General features: G+C 59.6%; 17 protein-coding genes. 4 read left to right on the top strand and 13 right to left on the bottom strand.

Annotated elements, in window-relative coordinates; genetic code table 11:
- Positions 1 to 237: 237 nt before the first annotated feature.
- Positions 238 to 2493: a methyl-accepting chemotaxis protein gene (locus ACTXGA_RS24225; protein ID WP_443397285.1), complete on the top strand. Its 2256-nt coding sequence runs from the start codon at positions 238 to 240 to the stop codon at positions 2491 to 2493.
- Positions 2494 to 2954: 461 nt separating this feature from the next.
- Complete coding sequence (locus ACTXGA_RS24220; RefSeq protein ID WP_443397286.1) at positions 2955 to 6017, top strand: ATP-binding protein; 3063 nt, start codon at positions 2955 to 2957, stop codon at positions 6015 to 6017.
- A 51-nt stretch (positions 6018 to 6068) separates the two neighbouring features.
- Here ACTXGA_RS24220 and ACTXGA_RS24215 read toward each other — a convergent pair whose 3' ends face one another.
- From ACTXGA_RS24215 to ACTXGA_RS24190, 7 genes are all read right to left on the bottom strand, one after another.
- The gene (locus ACTXGA_RS24215) at positions 6069 to 8105 is read right to left on the bottom strand and encodes an ATP-binding protein (protein WP_443397284.1); all 2037 of its coding nucleotides are present in this window, start codon (positions 8103 to 8105) and stop codon (positions 6069 to 6071) included.
- A gap of 141 nt (positions 8106 to 8246) precedes the next feature.
- Entirely contained in the window at positions 8247 to 8630 is a 384-nt protein-coding gene (locus tag ACTXGA_RS24210; protein ID WP_443397283.1) for a response regulator, read from the bottom strand.
- A gap of 299 nt (positions 8631 to 8929) precedes the next feature.
- Positions 8930 to 9034 (bottom strand): ribbon-helix-helix domain-containing protein, encoded by a 105-nt coding sequence (locus ACTXGA_RS24490; protein WP_504434223.1) that lies wholly within the window; start codon positions 9032 to 9034, stop codon positions 8930 to 8932.
- 261 nt (positions 9035 to 9295) lie between these two features.
- Positions 9296 to 9550, bottom strand: a complete 255-nt coding sequence (locus ACTXGA_RS24205) for a hypothetical protein (RefSeq protein WP_443397282.1) — start codon at positions 9548 to 9550, stop codon at positions 9296 to 9298.
- Positions 9551 to 9690: 140 nt separating this feature from the next.
- On the bottom strand, positions 9691 to 10173 hold the full coding sequence (locus tag ACTXGA_RS24200; RefSeq protein WP_443397281.1) for a phage terminase small subunit P27 family: 483 nt from the start codon (positions 10171 to 10173) through the stop codon (positions 9691 to 9693).
- Positions 10174 to 10391: 218 nt separating this feature from the next.
- Positions 10392 to 10676, bottom strand: a complete 285-nt coding sequence (locus ACTXGA_RS24195; RefSeq protein WP_443397280.1) for an SH3 domain-containing protein — start codon at positions 10674 to 10676, stop codon at positions 10392 to 10394.
- Positions 10677 to 10743: 67 nt separating this feature from the next.
- Positions 10744 to 11142 (bottom strand): recombinase-like helix-turn-helix domain-containing protein, encoded by a 399-nt coding sequence (locus ACTXGA_RS24190; RefSeq protein ID WP_443397279.1) that lies wholly within the window; start codon positions 11140 to 11142, stop codon positions 10744 to 10746.
- 333 nt (positions 11143 to 11475) lie between these two features.
- On the opposite strand from ACTXGA_RS24190, the gene ACTXGA_RS24185 reads away from it, so the two are divergent.
- Positions 11476 to 12915, top strand: a complete 1440-nt coding sequence (locus ACTXGA_RS24185; RefSeq protein ID WP_443397278.1) for a calcium-binding protein — start codon at positions 11476 to 11478, stop codon at positions 12913 to 12915.
- 68 nt (positions 12916 to 12983) lie between these two features.
- On the opposite strand, the gene ACTXGA_RS24180 is transcribed toward ACTXGA_RS24185, so the two are convergent.
- The 5 genes from ACTXGA_RS24180 to ACTXGA_RS24160 all read right to left on the bottom strand — a co-directional run bounded on the left by ACTXGA_RS24180 (position 12984) and on the right by ACTXGA_RS24160 (position 18090).
- Positions 12984 to 13682, bottom strand: a complete 699-nt coding sequence (locus tag ACTXGA_RS24180; RefSeq protein ID WP_443397277.1) for a recombinase family protein — start codon at positions 13680 to 13682, stop codon at positions 12984 to 12986.
- A gap of 77 nt (positions 13683 to 13759) precedes the next feature.
- Positions 13760 to 14131, bottom strand: coding sequence for a phage terminase small subunit P27 family (locus tag ACTXGA_RS24175; protein ID WP_443397276.1), 372 nt, complete (start codon positions 14129 to 14131; stop codon positions 13760 to 13762).
- 555 nt (positions 14132 to 14686) lie between these two features.
- Positions 14687 to 14896, bottom strand: coding sequence for a DUF7220 family protein (locus ACTXGA_RS24170; protein WP_443397275.1), 210 nt, complete (start codon positions 14894 to 14896; stop codon positions 14687 to 14689).
- Positions 14893 to 16170 carry a site-specific DNA-methyltransferase gene (locus ACTXGA_RS24165; protein WP_443397274.1) on the bottom strand — a complete coding sequence of 426 codons (1278 nt, stop codon included), beginning with the start codon at positions 16168 to 16170 and terminating at the stop codon, positions 14893 to 14895. Before ACTXGA_RS24165 ends, ACTXGA_RS24170 begins: the two co-directional genes overlap by 4 nt.
- Before the next feature lie 372 nt (positions 16171 to 16542).
- Positions 16543 to 18090, bottom strand: coding sequence for a Ppx/GppA phosphatase family protein (locus tag ACTXGA_RS24160; RefSeq protein WP_443397273.1), 1548 nt, complete (start codon positions 18088 to 18090; stop codon positions 16543 to 16545).
- Positions 18091 to 18349: 259 nt separating this feature from the next.
- Here ACTXGA_RS24160 and ACTXGA_RS24155 point away from each other — a divergent pair, with 259 nt between their 5' ends.
- Positions 18350 to 18604: a hypothetical protein gene (locus tag ACTXGA_RS24155; protein WP_443397272.1), complete on the top strand. Its 255-nt coding sequence runs from the start codon at positions 18350 to 18352 to the stop codon at positions 18602 to 18604.
- 53 nt (positions 18605 to 18657) lie between these two features.
- Here ACTXGA_RS24155 and ACTXGA_RS24150 read toward each other — a convergent pair whose 3' ends face one another.
- On the bottom strand, positions 18658 to 18876 hold the full coding sequence (locus ACTXGA_RS24150; RefSeq protein WP_443397271.1) for a DUF1127 domain-containing protein: 219 nt from the start codon (positions 18874 to 18876) through the stop codon (positions 18658 to 18660).
- Between the last annotated feature and the right edge of the window lie 127 nt (positions 18877 to 19003).

The raw sequence follows: 19003 nt of genomic DNA, 5'->3' as shown, positions 1-19003 counted from the left end.
GGAACAGGCACGACTTTTGTGGTGACTCTGCCCGCAGTCGGATGAGCAAGGCGCCATCGCGGGCCGCCGCATCAACGACGAGAAGAACAAAACGAATCTGTCGCGTGCCCCCCTGCCACTTCAAGTGCTCTGCCCCCAACAAATCGGGCCGCCTGCAGTTTCAGCTTACGTCCACTTGTGCGGCTCCAATTAACGCATTGTACGAACTATGCTGGCAATCTTCCCATGGGAGACTCCTTGGAGACGACGATGGTAGACCCTGTGAAGAACGATGGGCACACAATCATTGCAGGGTCGACGCGTTGGGCACTCACATTAGTTGAGATGACTGTTCTTGGCGGGGCGCTGCTGCTGGCTATTCTAGGTGTTTGCGGCTGGCTCATCCTTCGCGGCGACACTGCGATTTCTGCTGCCGAATTTGAGGTGAGGCAGGCCGCCGGATTGCAGGAAAGCACCACCGCAGCGCTAGAGGCTGCGCAGGCCCTTTCGGCCGCCAAAGGAGCGTTTCTCCTGTTGCCGCTGCCGGACACCGCTGCAGAGCTGACTGCAGCGAGAGACAAGGCTTGGACAGCGATCGAAGCCGTGAATGCTGGCGACAAAAGCGACATTGACCAACTTCTTCTGAATTTCGAGACCATCGATGATCAGCTCGAAAAGCTGGTCCAGTTGCAGGAGGAACTAGGCCTCGTCGTTTCTTACAGCGTCTCGCGGGCTTCCGATGGTAAAGGCATATCAATCGTTGAAAACGATACTGTACGGCTGAGCAACGCGGCGGCGCTGGTGGAAACCCGGATCGCGCTCGAGATGGATTTTGACGATAGCTCCGAATTGCAAAACGCAGCGCGGCAGTTTGCCGAACTGAGGCGTGCCGTAGCCGAGGCCGGCGCCGGCACCTTGGTGGAGCCGCAAGAGGTGTTGGGGTCTATCGAGAAGGCGCTGGACGAGGCGTTGCGAGCCGAAGTGCTTGATCCGGATTTCGCAGATGAAACCGCCGCGCTTTTAGATGACTACAAGAAAGTGGTTTTGGCTTGGCTTGAGCGCCGCGAGTCACTTGCCAGCGTTAGAACAACTTTAGACGACAGTATCGCCAGCTATGCCTCCCAATTACGAGACTTGTCCCAGACCGCCGCGGAAGCACAGGCCACGGCCATCACCACCCAGACCGAGACCCGTACCGGCAATACTCGCCTAATTACGTTTTGCCTCATCGCGGCCTTCGCAGTGACAATGGTCGTCTTCGCCTCGGTTTTCGTTTCGGTGGTGCGACCGGTGTCACGGTTGACCGCACAGATGCAGAGACTGGCGGCCGACGATCATGACGTCGAACTTCCGAGAGCCTCGAAGCGCACCGAGGTCGGAGTGATGGTGTCCGCAATCAGAGCGTTCGTCGACAAACAAAATCATGCCGCAGGGGAAATCTCGGCAGTGGTCAAGGCTTGCGCCAACGGTGACTTCTCACGCCAATTGCACACCGCAGACAAGGGAGGCGTATTTCTGGAGATCTGCGAGAGGGTCAACCAGATCGGCGAAGAAGCCAACAGAGGCCTGCTAGCAGTACGGGAAGCGCTAGATCACTTGAAGCGAGGTGATCTTACCTACAGGATGCCTGCTGGCTTCCAAGGTGTTTTCGGAGACATTGCAACGTCGATGAATTTGACGGCCGAGAGCCTCACGCAAACGATGAAGGTGGTTGCTATCACCTCCACGGAGGTAGACGGCACCACACAAGAACTATCTGCGTCCGCCGGCGAACTGGCATCTCGTACCGAAAAAAACGCGGCCAGACTGGAAGAAACGGCGGGAGCGATCGAAGAAGTGTCCGTAGCGGTTCGATCCGCGGCCGTGTCGGCTGAAACCGCTCTCTCCGAGATCAATCTGATTTCTAATCGGGCCAAGGCCGGACAAGATCTTATGGCACGCACAATGTCCGCCATGGGCGAAATCCAGGCGTCTTCCGCTGCGATTGGTAAATTCCTAGAATTGCTGGAAGAAATCTCTTATCAAACCAACCTACTGGCCTTGAATGCGAGCGTCGAAGCCGCCCGAGCCGGCGAGTCAGGTCGCGGGTTCGCTGTGGTTGCGTCCGAGGTACGAATGCTTGCCAAAAGATCGGCCGACTCCGCCCATGAAATCTCGGCGCTAATCGAAACCGCCGACGGAAACGTTCAACGCGGCGTGAGTCTGGTCGAGGAGTGTGAGAACGCCCTGAAGAATATCTTCAGCGGCGTCAAAGATACGTCAGGGAAACTGCGCGAGATCGTCCAGGCCACGAATGAGACGGCACGCGGTATCGGCGACATAAGCGGCGCTACGAACGAACTGGACCAAGCCACTCAACGGAACGCGGCGATGTTCGAAGAAAATAATGCAGCAATCCAAATCCTCATGAACCAAGCCGCGGCCTTGGCAGTTTCGGTTGCCACCTTCAACGTGGACGCTTGGAAAGAAACCAGCGCTGACGCCAAGAACCCGCGTATGAAAGGAGCCGCTTAACTGAAGTGTCCTCAGCAAAGGAAATTACCGTGCCCGTGTCGCGCCGAAAGCCTTGAACTCAGAGGATTTACTGGCCTCCCCGCCGCGGCCAGACAACCCACGGCAATCTACGAGTTTGCACGCTTTCATACGAATCTAGGGAATGGCAGCCAGGGATGCAGGCATTATTTCTGACAGCTTAGGCAGGAAAACCGCAAAGATCTCTTCAGGGTTTTGGAACGGTCGGATCCGCGAGCAAAAATGGGGGGCTTGCCGCTCGGCTTCAATTTTGCGCAGGTTCTCGTGGAATACCACCACGCAGAACCGTGCGGGCTACAACGCTCCACCCACCAGCATCTGGGGTTCGAACGACCAATTTGTTGCAGTGCCGACAATGCCTCGCCAAGGTCAATGGAGGTTTCAACGGGAGACGTGGTGCGCTATTGCATGTTATCGCATAGATCGGGACGGGTGAATTGAACATGGTCGAACCACGATCAAAGAACCTTTCTGACTTCCTCGCCAAAGCTATCCGAAGGCTGCAGGTGCAGTTTATTCTTCTCGCCATTTTCATCGTGATGCCACTTGTAGTTTACGTCGTCTGGCATACGCTCGAAGAGCGGGATCACGCATTGAAAGCACAAACGGCTGAAGCGCGATCGCTTGCGGAAGACTTAGTCAAAGCGCAGCACGCTCTTGTGGAGGATACACGGAAGCTGCTGATGACGGTCTCGATCTCCCCCGTGGCCCGCGATCCTGCTGCACCTGAATGCGGTCAATACCTCGCGGATCTGCTGTCGATTGAACCCGGCTACGCCAATTTTGGCGTGGCGCGAGACGATGGCGAGCTTCTTTGCAGTGCGCTGCCTTTACCGAGCCGTGTGAACGTGGTCGACCGGCAGTATCTCCGCCGCGCGATACAAGAGAGAATTTTCAACGTCGGAACCTCTCAACTCTCCAGCGCCGACGGCCAGAAAACAATCAGTTTTGCCTACCCGGTCCCCGGCTCGGAGGACGCCGAGCAACCTGCAGGTGCCACGCTGGCGTTCCTTTCCTTTGATTGGTGGACCTCCGCGTTGGCCGCAGCAGAATTGCCGCCTGGAAGTGTGGCGCGTGTTTTCGATGCCGAAGGAACTTTGCTGGCGCAATATCCCGTCCGGGCAGGGCTCGCTGAAAAGTCGATCGTCGAGGTTGCATCGATTGATCCTCAGCTCTCGACCGACACCTCGCTTTTTACCGGCCCGGACGGGGTACGGAGGGTTTTTGACTATCGGGCGCTTTTAGAATTGAACGGGACATCCGTGCTGACCATGACTATCGGCATACCGGTCAATGCCGGTATTGCCGAAGCCAATACCCATGGGTTGGTTCATCTGGCTCTGTTGGCAGTTGCCGCATTCGGGATTTGGGTTCTCGCGTCACGTGGCTTCAAACGCTCTTTTTTGATGCCTATGCGCGTCGCCCAAGCCGAGTTGATGCTTCTCGAAGGGAATGCCGACACCAAGGATGGGCTCCCTGCTAGCATGCAAAATGCGCACCCGGAAGTCGCGCAATTCGTCAGAAGTGCCAGAGACCTGATGCAGCGAGGGCAATTCGCGGAAGACGCTGAAAGGCGCACTTCACAACAGATGTCAGCCTTGCTGTCTGCCCTGCCCGACCTTTTCTTTCATCTGAACGGGGAAGGACGGACGCTCAATTTTCACTCCGGCGATAGGTCCAACCTCATGATGTCGCCCGATGACTTCCTAGGTAGGCGCATGCAGGACCTCTTGCCAGATGAAGCTAGCAGTTTGTTTCTGCAACACTTGGGCCAAGTCAGAAAGAGCAGAGAATTGGCTGTATGGGAGTATCAACTGGACATTCGGGGCAAGGTAAAGGATTTCGAAGCCCGCCTTTGTCCGGTCGAAGACTCCGACGACGTGCTTCTCGTGGTTCGAGACATTACCGCAAGCCGACAATCAGAACGACAGAGGGTGGAAGCAGAGGGGCAGTTGCAGGCCGTAATGCAGAACATTCGCGGGGCGGTCTTCACGATCACCGTCCCGGCAGATTGGGCCGGGCCGGGTCCGGATGACACAGTCCGTTTCATCAACCGAGACGCCGCTCTTGGGATCTGGGAAATCGAACCTGAAGTGTTGGAGGCCAACCCCGCTGCAGGCTGGCAACTCTGCGATGATCAGGATCTGTTGACGGCCCTGAACGACGAACTGACCGCGTCCGTCGTGGAAGCGCGTCCTTGGCATGCAACCTGGTCCATCACCACCCCAAGCGGCAGGAAAAAATGGCTGGAAGGCTACGGAAATTCAACACGGCTTGAAGATGGCAGCACGCATATGGTCTGCATGGTCTTCGACGCCACAGAGGCAGCTCTTAAGGACCAGGAACTGGAGCGCCAGAAGGACCTGAATCACCAAGCCCAGAAACAGAAGGCTATCGGGCAACTGACCGGGGGCGTCGCGCATGACTTCAACAATTTGCTTGCGGTGATCATGGGCAACCTGGAGCTGTTGCGCGACGAAGAGAGCGATCCAGAAAAGATCGCGTGGATCGACTCCGGCATCAACGCCACGCGGCGCGGCGCCGATCTGACCCGCTCCATGCTGGCCTTTGCGCGCAAGGCGCGGTTGGAGCCAAAACCTATCAAGCTGAACGCCTTGGTTGCCGAAACACGCAATTGGGCCGGGCGTATTCTGCCCGAAAACATCGAAATTCAGACCTCTCTTCTGGCCGATCTATGGGAGATCGAGGCCGACAATTCTTCGACCGAGGCCGCTCTGCTGAACCTGATCCTGAATGCCCGTGATGCAATGTCAGACGGCGGCAAACTGACCATTGAGACCGCGAATGTCCGGATCGAGCAAGGTTATCTGGATACACGCAGGGTCGAAATCAAGCCCGGTCGTTATGTCATGCTGGCGGTATCGGATACCGGACACGGGATAGCCAGCGAAGATCTGCCCCGTATCTTCGAACCGTTCTACACCACCAAGCCACCGGGGTCCGGGTCTGGGCTGGGTTTGTCGATGATCCAAGGCTTTATGGAACAGTCCGGAGGGACGGTTCAGGTTTATTCTGAAGCAGGCGTCGGCACAACTTTCAAGCTCTATTTCCCCAGCAAGCAACGACTGCAGGAGCCGCACAGCCACTTAGTGTCCTCCGAAGCTCCTGACCTCGGCGGGGCCGCGAAGATCCTTCTTGTCGAAGACGATGATGAAGTGCGTTCGGTTCTGGCGAAAACGGTCGAAAAGGGAGGGCATCGTGTGACCGTTGCCGCCTCTGGCGACAAGGCACTCCTTCTGTTTCAGGCGAACCCAGATTTCGATCTTGTGGTCACGGACATCGTGATGCCCGGCAAACTTCAGGGCACCGGATTGAGCAAGGCCCTCCGACAATTGCGCCCTGATCTCCCAGTGGTCTTCATGTCGGGTTATGCAAGCGAGGCAACGGTGCACGGCAACGGGCTACGACCAGAAGACATCCGCTTGATGAAGCCGGTTCAAAGAAGCGACCTGCTCGCGGCGATTGCCAAGGCACTCCAAAAATAGGAGCTGGCGCGGCCCCTGAGTCGCGGCGATGGATTTCTCGTGAGGGGGCGGTCATGAAGTGGCATTTTCCGCTGTTTCCGTTGCCTTGAAGTAGAGTTTGAACGTTGTACCGCTGCCTCTTTCGGAATGGACGCGAACAGTTCCACCAGATTGCTTCATGAATCCCTGTACCATGGATAGCCCAAGGCCGGAGCCGCTTCCGACAGGTTTCGTCGTGAAGAAAGGTTCGAAGATCTGAGACAGGTATTCCTCGGGTATGCCTTCACCCGTATCACCGACGGTCAGCAACACATACCGTCCCGGCTCTACATTCTCGTCGCAGGTCAGGGTGTAATCGTCACCGATCCGCAGGTTCGACGTTTCGACTTTTATCTTGCCGCCGTTCGGCATCGCGTCGCGTGCATTCAGGAAAAGGTTCAGTAGCGCATTCTGGGTCAAGCCTTGGTCGACTTCAGTTAGCCAGAGACCCGCGAACAGCGAAACCTCGACTTCGATAGTTTCGGGGAGAACTCGAGATGACCAAGTCTGCACCTCGTACACCAATTCGTTCAGATCCGTTGGCGTTGGATTAAGTCGCGATTGTCCTGCAAAGCTGAGCAGGCTCTTTGTCAGGTCAGCGCCGCGATGTGTAGCGCTCTTCGCAGCGGCCAGATACCCGCGGAAGTCGTTCGACTTTGGCTCATCCTCGATGAGTTCGATGTTCCCGAGGATCACCGCTAGAAGATTGTTGAAATCGTGCGCGACGCCCCCTGTGAGTTGTCCTATAGCCTCCATTTTTTGTGTTTGGAGAAGACGCTCGTTGCTAACGCGCAAGTCGTGCTGTGCCTGCAGGAGTTCTGTTACGTCCGTAGCTACGCCAACGAAACGCTCAATTTCTCCTGTGCTGTCGCGAATGGCGACGCTGCGCGCATAGATTTGACGTTTGTCTCCATCCGGGCCAATGACACGGTAGACTGGATATACAAGGCTCTCTAGGCCCACGTTTTCAACGCCATCCGCCCGGGCCGCGAACTCTGCCGCTGTTTTCGCGATGATCTCGGCATCCTCTGGCACCACCCCACGCCTCCAGGCCTGTGGGTCTTGCCTTATTTCTGCGAGTGACACACCGAAGAGCTTTTCGAATGCGCAATTGACATAGAGGGTCTCGCGAAAGTCCGGCGTGTTCACCCAGACGATGTCATGGATGTTGTCAGCAATGTCGCGCAACCGCGCCTGGCTCTCTCTGGCCGCCTTGTTCCGTCTGAAGACGAGGTGACTGGTGACTCCCGACAAGAGTGCACTCAGAGCACCAAACCCCAGAACGACCTCGCCGATCAGGGACTCGCTTTGCTTGACGCGTTCATCAGTAGGCGTAACCAGCAATTGCCACTCACGGTCGCCGACAAGAACGGCATGTTTGTAGGTGAGTTCTGTTGCAGTTGCATTGCCGGAAGAACGAAATACGCTGCGGTCGCCATCCCAAACACCATAATGAAACGAAAGGTCGCTGTTCTCCGCCAGCACTCTTTCGATTAGAGGGGCAGACCGAAACACGATATTGATGAAGCCCTTGCGGCCCGTGTCACCTCTAACGGGAACGTATGCGGTGAAGCCGTCACCGCCTTGGGCGAGTTCCAAGGGCGGCGTCACCTGCATGTTTCCGCTGTTCTCAGCTCGCGTCAGGGCCGCCGACGGAAGAGGCAACTGCCGTAGATCAAGCCCGCGCGCCGCTTCATTTCCCTCTTCCGGCGTCACTATCTCGATCACGCCCTCGGAGTTGACCCAACTCAGAGCTTGGAAATCGTCGAACAAGTCGTGCAAGAGTTCTGTTTCGGCGCGAAAGGCATCAAAGTCGACATCATTGACGCCTACAAAACGTTGCCCCAAAAGCTCGCCCGCCTCCAGACGCGTGTTCAGATGCGCCTCAAGCCGTGCAGCAAAGCTAGACCCGGCCAATTGCGTCTCACGCTGTAGGCGCGCCGCTGTGCTGCCCATGTCGAGAAGGAAGATAACAAACGAGGCGGCCAAAAACGCGATTGCCAACAGGAACGGGACTATGATTTCGCGGTCAGGTTTCCCGATCCCGTTCATGCTTTTCGCAATCTTCAAGTGTCCGCACCCATTAGATAGATCTTCAGAAAGTTAATTGCCGCCCCGCATACAGGAAAGGGGAAGAACGACGATGGCGCTGCTTCGACTTGTCCTTTCGTCGTTTCACGCCACAGCACTCGGGTAGCCAGCTTTTTGGCTTCAATTTTTCAGATGTTCAGCCTCTTCTGCCAGCACTCCTCGCAATTTGGCAAGGCTAACGGGCTTGGTCAGAAAGCGTCCCGTATCCATTCCGCGCGCATCGGCAATCATACGGGCGCCCAAAGCAGAGCCCGGTGGACCACCGGTAACGAAACGTACGCGGCGCTTTCGAGTAAGTGTCTTCAGTTCCTCGATCACTTCGATACCGTCGATAACCGGCATCTGGATGTCCACAAACACAATGGCCGGGGTCTCCTCAAGCCTCAATTGATCTACGAGTTCACTCCCGTCACAGCAGATCGTGACCTTCCAGCCGACTTTCTCGGCCACGTCCGCACAGTATTCTGCAAAGGCGCGGGTGTCGTCTGCAATATAGAACCGCATTCATTTCCTCCACGGATGTCCGCAGAATGCCTCATGCCATTCATACCAAACACGGTTGTCAGGTACACCTTCAACTTTTCCGGGAAACCCGCACCTTTTGGCTGTATTAAATACGGTAAACCGTGACCTAAGACGGCTGCTCAAAACTCGAGTTTCGCGCCTCGATTATCGCAGTTTTTAAATGCCGCTCAAACGCTTGTGTCACCGGAATGCGAAAGCTCCACTAAGACATCACCGCTAGGGAAAGTGAAGACATGGCCTCGTTCCGGACCCCAATCACACTCCGGAATAGCTGGCGATCACATGCCGTGTGAGCTGCTGCCGTAAGAACCCGCCTTGACAATGGCATCCAGTTTATCGCGCAGGTTTCCCGAGATCGAAACGGTGGCAATTGTGCTCTTCATGCGGCGCCCTCTCGCGTCTACAGAGCTTGGCGCTGGGCGGCTTCCTCCAGGCGTTTGCTCGCGCAATTCCCGCATGTATGGACACTTTGAAAAAAGAACAATTCGTACCCCGAGATCACGGGCAGTCAGGTCGCCACGGCCTCAAGGAAAAACCGGGTTTCAAGTGGTGTATAGACCGCGACAAGCGCCTATTCAGCGCGGTCACTGCGCACGCGTCCGACGGTGTATCGTCATGTCCGGCCATGCCAATCGGTGTGCTATTCAACAGCCCTGCTGCCCCCTGCGCCGCGGTTTCAGCCACGGTTTTCGTTTTGCGGTCCACAGCGCTGCGTTCAGCTTGGCCGCGAACGGGTTCGAGGAAACGGCCGTGGCGCTGAGCCTCAGCAGCGCAAGGTTCTGATGCGTGTCCGGTGTCGTCCCGACCCAGCCAGATCCGCCGTAGACCATCAGCAGGTTTTCATCCTTGTGCCACATCCGCCAGCCCGCCAGCCTTTGCGCGGCGGCAGTCGCAGCCACGCGCGGTCGGTCCAGAGCGCGACGTTAAGGTCCCGGTCGAGGACGGAGAGCTGGACGAGTTTGTCGAGCCACCGCAGCGCCTCGTTGTGGGTGACATGCTTCTGGGCCTGCGCTGCGGCGATGCGCTGGACTTATGCTCGTCACAGCCCCCACTCGGCCAGCACTGAAGCATCGGGATCGCCGTCGCCCTCGGCGCGGATACGGGTCCTGGCGCTGGGGGTCATGCCGAATTCGGCGGCGTAGCGCATCATGTCGGCCATGGCCTTGTTGGCGGTGCCGACCAGCGGGTTCTGGATGGCGTTGCCGCCTTGGGTGCGGATCATCAAGCCGTGGGTCACGGCATCGCGGTGTGCCATCTGGTCAACGGCGGACTCGGCCTGAACCCAGCGGCCGTAGGCTTGGCAATAGGCAGCGAGAGCCGCGCGGTCGATTTGGGACAAGATGCCCAAAGCGCAGAGCTGCCCACATACCCGGTCCCATTCCGCGCGGGCCTCAGCTTTCAGGTGATCAGGCGGCTCCGGGCAGTCGGACTGAGGTCGTGGTTCGTCGGGGTTGGCGCGGTCTGCGCGCTCGGTTCCGGTGACCAGTTTCAGGCCGCTGGGTTTGGGTTTGCGTCCGCGCATCTCTCACCCCCCGGTTCGAATTATGGCAATGTGTGCGTTTTGGCTCCTCCCGCCGGTCCCGGTCAAAAACCTGCAGAGATAGACCCACCCCCGGGGTCACTCGCAGTATATGCCAAGCGGCAAGCCATTGTAACCCTGTCACTTTCCGACAAAGCACGACATGGTCCGACAGCCCTGACCCGGCTTTGAGTGCTGGCGGTCCATGACAGCGAGGAAGGTCACGGCGTCGAGAGATAGTCAGCGGAGACATATCCGATGATGCCGGGCGCATTCGCGAGCGAGACCCGGCACCAGAGTTGGCCGAGTTCGGTCACGCAGTCCCGGCGCACCAATTCGGTGCCGTCTGGCAATCCCAGTTTCACCTTGTACCCGAGCCCTGGCCCATACCGCAGCTTCAGAAGGTCGTCCGGTCCGGCGCCCTGGACCACAACGCGCCCTCCGGCCACGCTGCATCCGGCGACAAGCATAAGGACGCACAGGGATTTGACGATTGTTCTGCTCATGGTCTGACCTCGTTCGTGTTTCTTTTTTCAACGGCTATCACGTGTGGTGCCGGAAGGTGGAGAGGGATCAGGCATTTGGGGTGATGGCGGGGACGCTCTGCATACGCCGCAGCAGGTTGCGGACGGTCGAGACGTGCCAGCGACCGCCACGCCGGGTCCGGATCCCGCGCGCGTTCAGTTGCTCCGCCAAGGCGCGCAGGGTCGTGTAGCCTTCGGCGCGGATGGCCGTCACGACGTCGCGCAAGTCCTCGGCGAAGGCGTCGGCATTGCAGCGCACGGTCTCCTGCAGCGCTGTGCCGCCCTTGCCAGCCCGTATCAGCGCCGCCGCGCCGTTCGGGTTGCCCAGTTTCACGCCCCGCGCCTTGGCCGCCGCCAAGGCCTCTTTGGTGCGTCTGGAGATCGCCTCGCGTTCTTGCTGAGCGACAAGGGCCATGATGCCGATGGTCAGGTCGTTGGCCTCGGGCACAAGATGCGGACTTTTACTCCGCGACGGTCAGATCACCCGACCGTTTCCGCTGTCCATTTTGTCTCCGGGATTCACACCCGGTTTTTTTTGGCGAGACCGCGGTAGCGTGTTTTCACGTAGCCGAACTGACGCTTGAGCTGCTGCCGGGCAACGGATGTATTTACATCTCCGGACGGTCACACACGACCTGACTACCTTCACTGTCTTCTTCAGCCGCTTCGATACTTGTCAAGTTTCAAATTCGAAATTCCTCTAGTTTGGTTTAGGGTTTTAGTTTTGAACCGACGTTGCGGCTGATTCCAGTTGCGGCGGTCCAGAGAAGGGGACTGCGCCATGGCACTTGTCTACCAATCGACCAGCACCGCAAGCCCGGTGTTTGTGACTAGCGGAAACGACCTGATCGTACTGGACGGTGTCAATATTTCCGCGCCCGGGACTGCGGTGGTCCTGTCCAGCGGCGGCGCTTCTGGAAGCGGTCTCGTCAACTACGGCACAATTACCGGAACCTCCACCGTGAACATAGGTGAGACCTTTGCGAGCATCACGAACTATGGTTTCATTACTGCTGTGGAGGGGAGTGCCTTTTACCCCAGTTCGAACCGAACCTGGTCAGTCATCGATAACCACGGGACGATTTCGGCATCAGGCCGGATCGTAGACAGCGGAGCTTCCAGCGCTGTGCTCACGATGAATTTTGCCAACTACGGCACCCTATCGGGCGGCCACTTCCTTGAGGGGGACGGAAAGCTCGACATCATCTCGGTCTACAACTCCGGCGGCTTCTATTCTCACGGGATCGACCTATTCGGGGCGTGGCATGCCCGCGTGACCAATACCGGCGTCATGGGTGTCAGCAGCATCAATATCGGCTCTCCCAACGGCGGGTTGCTGGTGAACCATGGCATCATCTCGGGTCGCCAGTCTCCTACTCTGATTTCAGGCGATCTCGGAGACGAAACCGTCATCAACACCGGCGAGGTCTCGGGCTCCATCTATCTTTTGGCCGGCGCCGACCGCTACGATGGCGGACTCGAAGGATCTGTTTCTGGCCCGGTCGGCGGTGGCAGCGGGCCGGACACGCTCGTCGGCAGCCGCTCGAACGACCTCTTCGACGGTGGCCCGGATCCGGATCTCCTTGTCGGCCGGGAAGGCGCAGACACGCTTCTGGGCGGAACCGGTGAAGATACGCTCTTCGGTGGCCCGGGCAACGACTCGCTCGACGGCGGCAACAACAACGACACGTTGAACGCGCACTCCGGGGACGATTATGTCGCCGGGGGCTATGGCCATGACCTCTTGGTGGGACAAGACGGCAGCGATACGATGGACGGGGGTCCCCTCGACGATACGCTGGACGGCGGCAGCGGCGACGACATCCTGGAAGGTGGCAGCGGCAACGACATCCTGCGCGGTCGCGCCGGCGAGGACGATCTTGCCGGCGGGCTGGGCCGCGATTTCCTGACCGGCGGGCAGAATGCGGACAACTTCGTCTTTCGCAGCCTTGCGGAAACCGTGGTTGGCGCCAACCGTGACCAGATCCTCGATTTCGAACAGGGCGTGGACCTGATCGTCGTGGCGGGTCTGTCGCCGGGTGTGTTCGAGTTCCGCGGCACCGCCGCCTTCGCGCCCTCGGGCAACTTCGAATTGCGGCTGATCGAGACGGCCACCGGCTCGACCATCGTGCAATTGGACGCCAATGGCGACGGCACAGCCGACGCCGAGATCCGCGTGGGCGGCGTCACCGGCCTGACGGCGGATGATTTCGTGCTCTGAGGGTTGCCGACATCCGGAAGGCGCTGCGTACAGCCTGTCCGTCGGCGAGACGGCCCTTGGTTCCCGGGTCATGTCGCCTGTTCGACCCGCTCGATCCGTCCCAGCAGGTTCCGCACGTTTGAGACATGCCAGCGTCCGCCACGCCGGGTCTGGATGCCGCGGGCGTTCAACTGCTCCGCCAAGGCGCGCAGGGTCGTGTAGCCTTCGGCCTGGATGGCCGTCACGACGTCACGCAAGTCCTCGGCGAAGGCGTCGGCATTGCAGCGCACGGTCTCCTGCAGCGCTGTGCCGCCCTTGCCAGCCCGTATCAGCGCCGCCGCGCCGTTGGGATTGCCTAGCTTCACGCCCCGCGCCTTGGCAGCCGCCAAGGCTTCTTTGGTGCGTCTGGAGATGGCCTCGCGTTCTTGCTGAGCGACAAGGGCCATGATGCCGATGGTCAGGTCGTTGGCCTCGGGCAGGTCGCAGGCGAGGAAGGAGACACCGCTGCCTTGCAGAGTCAGCAGAAAGGCGGCGTTGCGGCTGAGCCTGTCGAGCTTGGCGATGACCAGAGTGGCGCCGGTCAGCTTTGCCAGGGTCAGCGCCTTGTCCAGTTCCGGTCGGTCGTTCTTTTTCCCGCTCTCGATCTCGGTGAAGCGGGCGAGAATGGTCGCGTCGCGGGCGGTCGCGAAAGCATCGATGGCCCTGCGTTGTGCCTCCAGCCCGAGGCCCGAGCGACCCTGCCGGGCCGTCGAGACCCGCTCGTAGGCGATGATCCTGCTGAGCCCCATGTACAGACCTGCGCAACCTTCGTTTGGCAGTTTTGTACATAAGATCAGGTGGTTAGTGTATTCGCGACCACCGCCCATCAGCCGTCATTCCCGGGCCGCGGCAGGCGCTTGACGTGCTCGGTTGGCGCGTCGCCCGTATCGTCTTCCGGGTTGACGATCGTGCGCCAGACGAAGGTGATCGGCTCGCGACCCTGGTTCTCGGGGGTCGGCTGGATCCGGGTCCGCGCTACCGGGGTCAAGCCAAGTTCGGACATGAACCGACCCATCAGTTCCATCTGCTTGTTGGCCACGGTCAGCCAGGGCGATTGCTGGACATAGCCGCTGGGCGTCTTCAGCAGCGCCGGGGTGTCCTTGAGCCGTTCCTCGGCCTCGGCCCAGCGGGCGTAGGCCTGACAATAGGCTGCAAGGGCTGCCCGGTCGGCCAGCGTCAGGAGGCCGGCCTCAAACATCGGCGCGGCAAGCCGCCGCCATTCCTTTTGCGCCACATGATCGAGATGGGCAGGGCAGCGCGGCAGAGACGAGAGTCGGGTCCTGGCCAGGGTCGCCGGCTTTGGCCTTGGTTTGCGCCCTGCCCTCATGACCCCGGCTCCGGGAGGATCAGAGCCTCTGGCTGGCCGAGCGCATCGCTGACCACCTGCTGCGCGATCCGGAACCGCGCGATCAATTCCGTCTCTGACATCTCGGCGTAATCGCCAGCGTCTTCCTGCGAACCGTCCGGAAGTGCCGTCTCGCGCCAGCCCGCCTGCGTCTTGAGATAGAAGATCGACGACGTGGTGTCGCCGGCCCGCGCCTTTTTTGCAGCAACCCGTTGGCCACATGCGCAATGGCCTTCGCCTTGCCTCTTTTATAGCGGGCAGCAACTTCCTCATCGCGGTCCCGCAGCGCCCGGAAGGTGGTCCTTGAGATCCCGAAATAGTCGGCGATCTGGTCGAGGTTCAACAGCGCCGCCAGCGTCTCGACCTCGCGGACCTGGTCCTCTGTTAGGATGATGGCCCGACGTCCCATCACCCCCACCTCGCAAAGGCACGTCTCAGAACGTAGCTGCGGGTGAAGGACAGGGCGGTGAAGACAAGGCTCAGCGTGACATGCTGCCCGAGCCCTGCCTGCAGACCCACGGCCGGAAAGACCAGCAACTGCGTGACGAAAGCCGTGCACCAGCCGACCAGAACATTGGCCGTGGCCTCGACAGCGGACAGGCTGCGCGACTGGCTCATGCGGCTGCCTCCTGCCTTTCGGCCGTGATCTCGGCAAACGTGCGGTCAGCCCCGTTCAGCACCGCTTGACCGCCCGTATAGTCCTGCCAGCGCATCACGCAGACATCGACGTAGGCCGGATCCAGTTCCATCGCCAGGCAGACCCGCTTTGTGCTTTCGGCGGCAATCAGCGTGGTACCGGACCCCGCGAAAGGCTCATAGATGGCCTGGCCGGGGCTGGAATTGTTGAGCATCGGACGGCGCATGCACTCCACCGGCTTTTGCGTGCCATGCACCGTGGTGGCGTCCTGGTCGCGGGTCGGAATGGTCCAGAGCGTCGATTGCTTGCGGTCGCCGGACCAATGCGCCCTGCCCCGCACGCAGTACCAGGCCGGTTCGTGCTGCCAGTGAAAATGCCCGCGGGACAGCACCAGCCGCTTCTTGGCCCAGATAATCTGGCTGCGGATCTCGAAGCCGCTGGCAATGAGGCTCTCGGCCACGGTCGCGGCGTGCAGCGCGCCGTGCCAGACATAGGCGACGTCTCCCGGGAACAGCGCCCAGGCCTCGCGCCAGTCGGCCCGGTCGTCGTTCAGAACCTTGCCGGTGCGCTTTGTCTTTGCCGCCCCGGTGGCGTTGCGCCAGGCCGGATCGTAGGCCACGCCATAGGGCGGATCGGTGACCATCAGGTGCGGTGCAACGCCGTTCAGCAGGTGCTTCACGGCGTCCGGGTCCGTGGCATCGCCGCAGAACAGGCGGTGCGGGCCCAGCTGCCAGAGATCGCCGGGGCGTGAGACCGGTTTTGCAGGCACCTCCGGCACTTCCTCCTCGCGGCCATCCGCCTCGCCGTGGTCGAACAGCGCGTCAAGCTCCGCCCCGTCAAAGCCGAGGTCGCCGAGGTCGATGCCGAGGTCCGACAGGTCCGCCAGTTCCAACGACAGCAGGTCCCGGTCCCATCCCGCGTTTTCAGCCAACCGGTTGTCGGCAAGGATGTAGGCCCGCTTCTGCGCATCACTCATATGCGCCAACTCGATCACCGGCACCCGCTCCAGCCCTAGCTTGCGCGCCGCCAGCACCCGGCCATGCCCGGCGATGATGCCATTGCCGTCATCCACCAGCACCGGGTTGTTGAACCCGAACTCCCGGATCGCCCCCGCGATCTGCGCCACCTGCGCATCGCTATGAGTACGGGCATTGCGCACATAGGGCACCAGGTCAGACAGTGGCCTTTGCGTGATGGCCTGCGCACCGCACGAAGCCGCCGTATCGTCGAACTTGTCTGCTGTCCGCTTCGCCATGCCCCCCACCACTCGATTGATCCGCCGTTTCCGGCCGCCACATGGGGAGTGCATCACAGGGGATATGCCATTGTATTCATGACAATAATCGCCACACATCGACAAAAGCCGACAAAACCGATGGCCGGATGGTCGAGGTCAACACGACCGCCTGTCGCGTATACACAGCAAGACACCGCAGGAAACGAATGCCGGGAAGCACTCTGCGCGATGGAACGTTTGCCGAGACGGTCTAGGGTATCATAGCGGATCAGGAAAACGCCAGTCTTGGTCGGAGGTCCGCTTTGCGACTTTGCGAACACGCTCAGCCACTGCAATGCGCAAGGGAAACTGAGGCTGGCCCACCGGAAAATCGGTCAACGTACCGTCGGGCTACGTTCCCACAGACACGATCGACGCGTCCAGGTCGAAGACTTTTGCCAGCTTTTCCAATCGGTCTTTCACAGCATCGCTGTCCGGCACGTCGGACCCTTCTTTAATCACCAGGCGTATTTCGTTCGACTCCACGATGATCTCGGCGTGTTCGAGGATCTCCGGAACGCTGGCTGAAAAGCGATGCCCCAACAGCAGCGTACGCCCCAGAAATTCCGCCTTCCGGACCGCGTTCGACGTCAAGGTGTCGGTCGCCCGGGTGTCCAGTTTCGCCGGCTTCCCGCCGTAGCGCGCCATTATTGCAGTGGCCAGGAAGGCGCGCTCTGGGTGGGTGATCCCGATAAATGGGAATTGAAGGACACGGAGAAAGCTATCGGAGGCACGGACTTTCTGGTGGTCGCGCCAAGCAATGTCGGTCAGCGCGCAAACCGCCAGACGAATGCGGCGATTGTTCGGGACTTCGCCCGGAAAAAGACCTTCGGTCCACCTTGCAAGCGCTTCGGGAAACTCCGGAACACGCGCATCCGGAAGTCCCGCAGCGAGGGTTCCCTCGATCAGCGGGTCGCGATACTGCTCCTTCTCGTCCAACTGGGCATAGAGCCAGCCCTCTCGAAGCCCGAGGGCCGAAAACACCACCCGGTCTGGTCTCAACATGCGCAGCACACGCCACATGACCAACGCGGAGGCCGATAATGTTTCGACACGGCGGCTGGGCACATCGGGAAGCTGCGCGATCTCTTCCGGGGTCATCCGAGAGATCGACTTGGCCAATTCGGCGACCTCTTCCATGGGAAGTTCGTAGGCGTGAACCACACCGATCGGCCAGTCTTTCATCGCAATGTGAATGCGCGCCAAAGCCCGCCAACCGCCACCGACCGCGTAGAACGTGGAATCCGTCAACACCGGCGGCAAGCTTTCCTTCAGGATCGCATCAATGCGCTTTCTCGCCTCTCTTTCATCCTCCTTCATCATGGCGCGGACCGGCAACGCGCCGAGCGGCATGCTCACCTTGCGATCGCCAACCCTGTCGCCAAGAACCTCGGCAATTTCGAGGCTACCGCCGCCGATATCTCCGACCAGGCCGCGCGGCTGGAAAAACCCCGAGATCACCCCCATCGCCGCATAGGTTGCCTCTTCATCGCCGGACAGGAGCTTCGGCGAATACCCGGTCAGTTCCTCGATCTTGGCGACAAGGTCCTTGCCGTTCTTGGCCTTGCGCATCGCCTCTGTCGCGAGAACGTCTACCCGCGTCACACCCATTGCATTTGCGATAGCCTTGAAGCGGGCGATTGCCTGAAGAGCGCGCTCCACAGTGTCGTCCGTGAAATAGCCCGCGTCATTGAGCCCGTCGCCGAGCGCGACCAAGGCCTTTTCATTGAACCGGGGAAAGGGCGCTCTGCACAGATCGTCGTAGACGACCAGCCGCATCGAATTCGAACCGACGTCGATGACTGCGTAGTGCTCTGGCTTGTGCGCCAAGATCCTCGCCGTATCGATCTCGATCTTTCGGGGATCGAACTGGGCTACACTCGAGGACTCCATCGGCATTTTTTCCTACCTCATAAATTTGTTCGGGAATCCTAACACATTCTCGCGGTGGTTTTGCTGGCAACCGTGAACATCGCTGATGGGGCCTGGAGAATCCGTCTCCGTAACGTGACGCTTCCGTCGTTCCTTTGATTGGGCTTGGCCGCGGACACCAGTTGGGTCCGCACCGGCATAAGAGTGACGGTGTCGAGAGAACAAACGACAGCCATGTTGCTCCATCCGTTCCCCACGGCCATTTATTCCTCCGCACGCGCTCTCCATGGCCGAAATATACTTCGTCAACACGATTTCTTCTGATCCGATGTTGCGAACTTGTTTCTGCAACCGGGAGGAAGGCACTATTGAAATTGCCATGGTGGGCTCAAAGAGTTCATTCGACGTCCGTCCTGAACTCACAGATCACTCCAAGAGCACGTTCAAGGAGCGCTCTTGCCGCGTCGGCGTCGCCGTCGATCTGCCACGCCCGCTGCCGCTTTATCCACCACGCCGGAAAACAAAACGCGGGCCGCTGTGACGGCCCGCGTGATCGAGATGCGCAGGATCGGCATCCTCAGGAATTCCGTTTTGTCAGACCGCTTGTTCGGCCAGATCCCTCGCCAGGGTCCGGATCTCGTTGCGGGCGATGCCGATGTCGGCCAGTTCGCGGTCCCCGAGCGCGTTGAGCTCGTTGAAGGTCCGGTTGAAGATCGCGCGTTTCACGCCTGCGGTTTTCCAGGCCTCTGCCACTGCGTGCAGATTGGCCGAGAGGTTGAAGGCGGAGTTGGTGTTGGACAGTGCATAAGCCATTGGTCTTCCCCCACTGAAGTGGTCCTCCGCTATGTTTAGGAAAACGGAGGAAATACATGGCCAACAGGCGCCCCAAGCCCGAAGAGATTGTCACGAAGTTACGGCAGGTTGAGGTTCTAACGGGGCA

This window comes from Antarctobacter jejuensis (genome assembly GCF_052266595.1).
GTDB classification, from domain to species: Bacteria; Pseudomonadota; Alphaproteobacteria; order Rhodobacterales; family Rhodobacteraceae; genus Antarctobacter; species Antarctobacter jejuensis.
Note: the sequence above shows the minus strand (reverse complement) of the source record. Positions and strands in the feature narration are given on the sequence as shown.

Bases quoted from the DNA above. Each gene is read 5' to 3' on its own strand.
- ACTXGA_RS24220 (WP_443397286.1), top strand. From the start codon at position 2,955: ATGGTCGAACCACGATCAAAGAACCTTTCTGACTTCCTCGCCAAAGCT.
- ACTXGA_RS24210 (WP_443397283.1), bottom strand. From the start codon at position 8,630: ATGCGGTTCTATATTGCAGACGACACCCGCGCCTTTGCAGAATACTGT.
- ACTXGA_RS24490 (WP_504434223.1), bottom strand. From the start codon at position 9,034: ATGAAGAGCACAATTGCCACCGTTTCGATCTCGGGAAACCTGCGCGAT.
- ACTXGA_RS24200 (WP_443397281.1), bottom strand. From the start codon at position 10,173: ATGCGCGGACGCAAACCCAAACCCAGCGGCCTGAAACTGGTCACCGGA.
- ACTXGA_RS24195 (WP_443397280.1), bottom strand. From the start codon at position 10,676: ATGAGCAGAACAATCGTCAAATCCCTGTGCGTCCTTATGCTTGTCGCC.
- ACTXGA_RS24185 (WP_443397278.1), top strand. From the start codon at position 11,476: ATGGCACTTGTCTACCAATCGACCAGCACCGCAAGCCCGGTGTTTGTG.
- ACTXGA_RS24180 (WP_443397277.1), bottom strand. From the start codon at position 13,682: ATGGGGCTCAGCAGGATCATCGCCTACGAGCGGGTCTCGACGGCCCGG.
- ACTXGA_RS24175 (WP_443397276.1), bottom strand. From the start codon at position 14,131: ATGTTTGAGGCCGGCCTCCTGACGCTGGCCGACCGGGCAGCCCTTGCA.
- ACTXGA_RS24170 (WP_443397275.1), bottom strand. From the start codon at position 14,896: ATGAGCCAGTCGCGCAGCCTGTCCGCTGTCGAGGCCACGGCCAATGTT.
- ACTXGA_RS24165 (WP_443397274.1), bottom strand. From the start codon at position 16,170: ATGGCGAAGCGGACAGCAGACAAGTTCGACGATACGGCGGCTTCGTGC.
- ACTXGA_RS24160 (WP_443397273.1), bottom strand. From the start codon at position 18,090: ATGCCGATGGAGTCCTCGAGTGTAGCCCAGTTCGATCCCCGAAAGATC.
- ACTXGA_RS24155 (WP_443397272.1), top strand. From the start codon at position 18,350: ATGGCCGAAATATACTTCGTCAACACGATTTCTTCTGATCCGATGTTG.
- ACTXGA_RS24150 (WP_443397271.1), bottom strand. From the start codon at position 18,876: ATGGCTTATGCACTGTCCAACACCAACTCCGCCTTCAACCTCTCGGCC.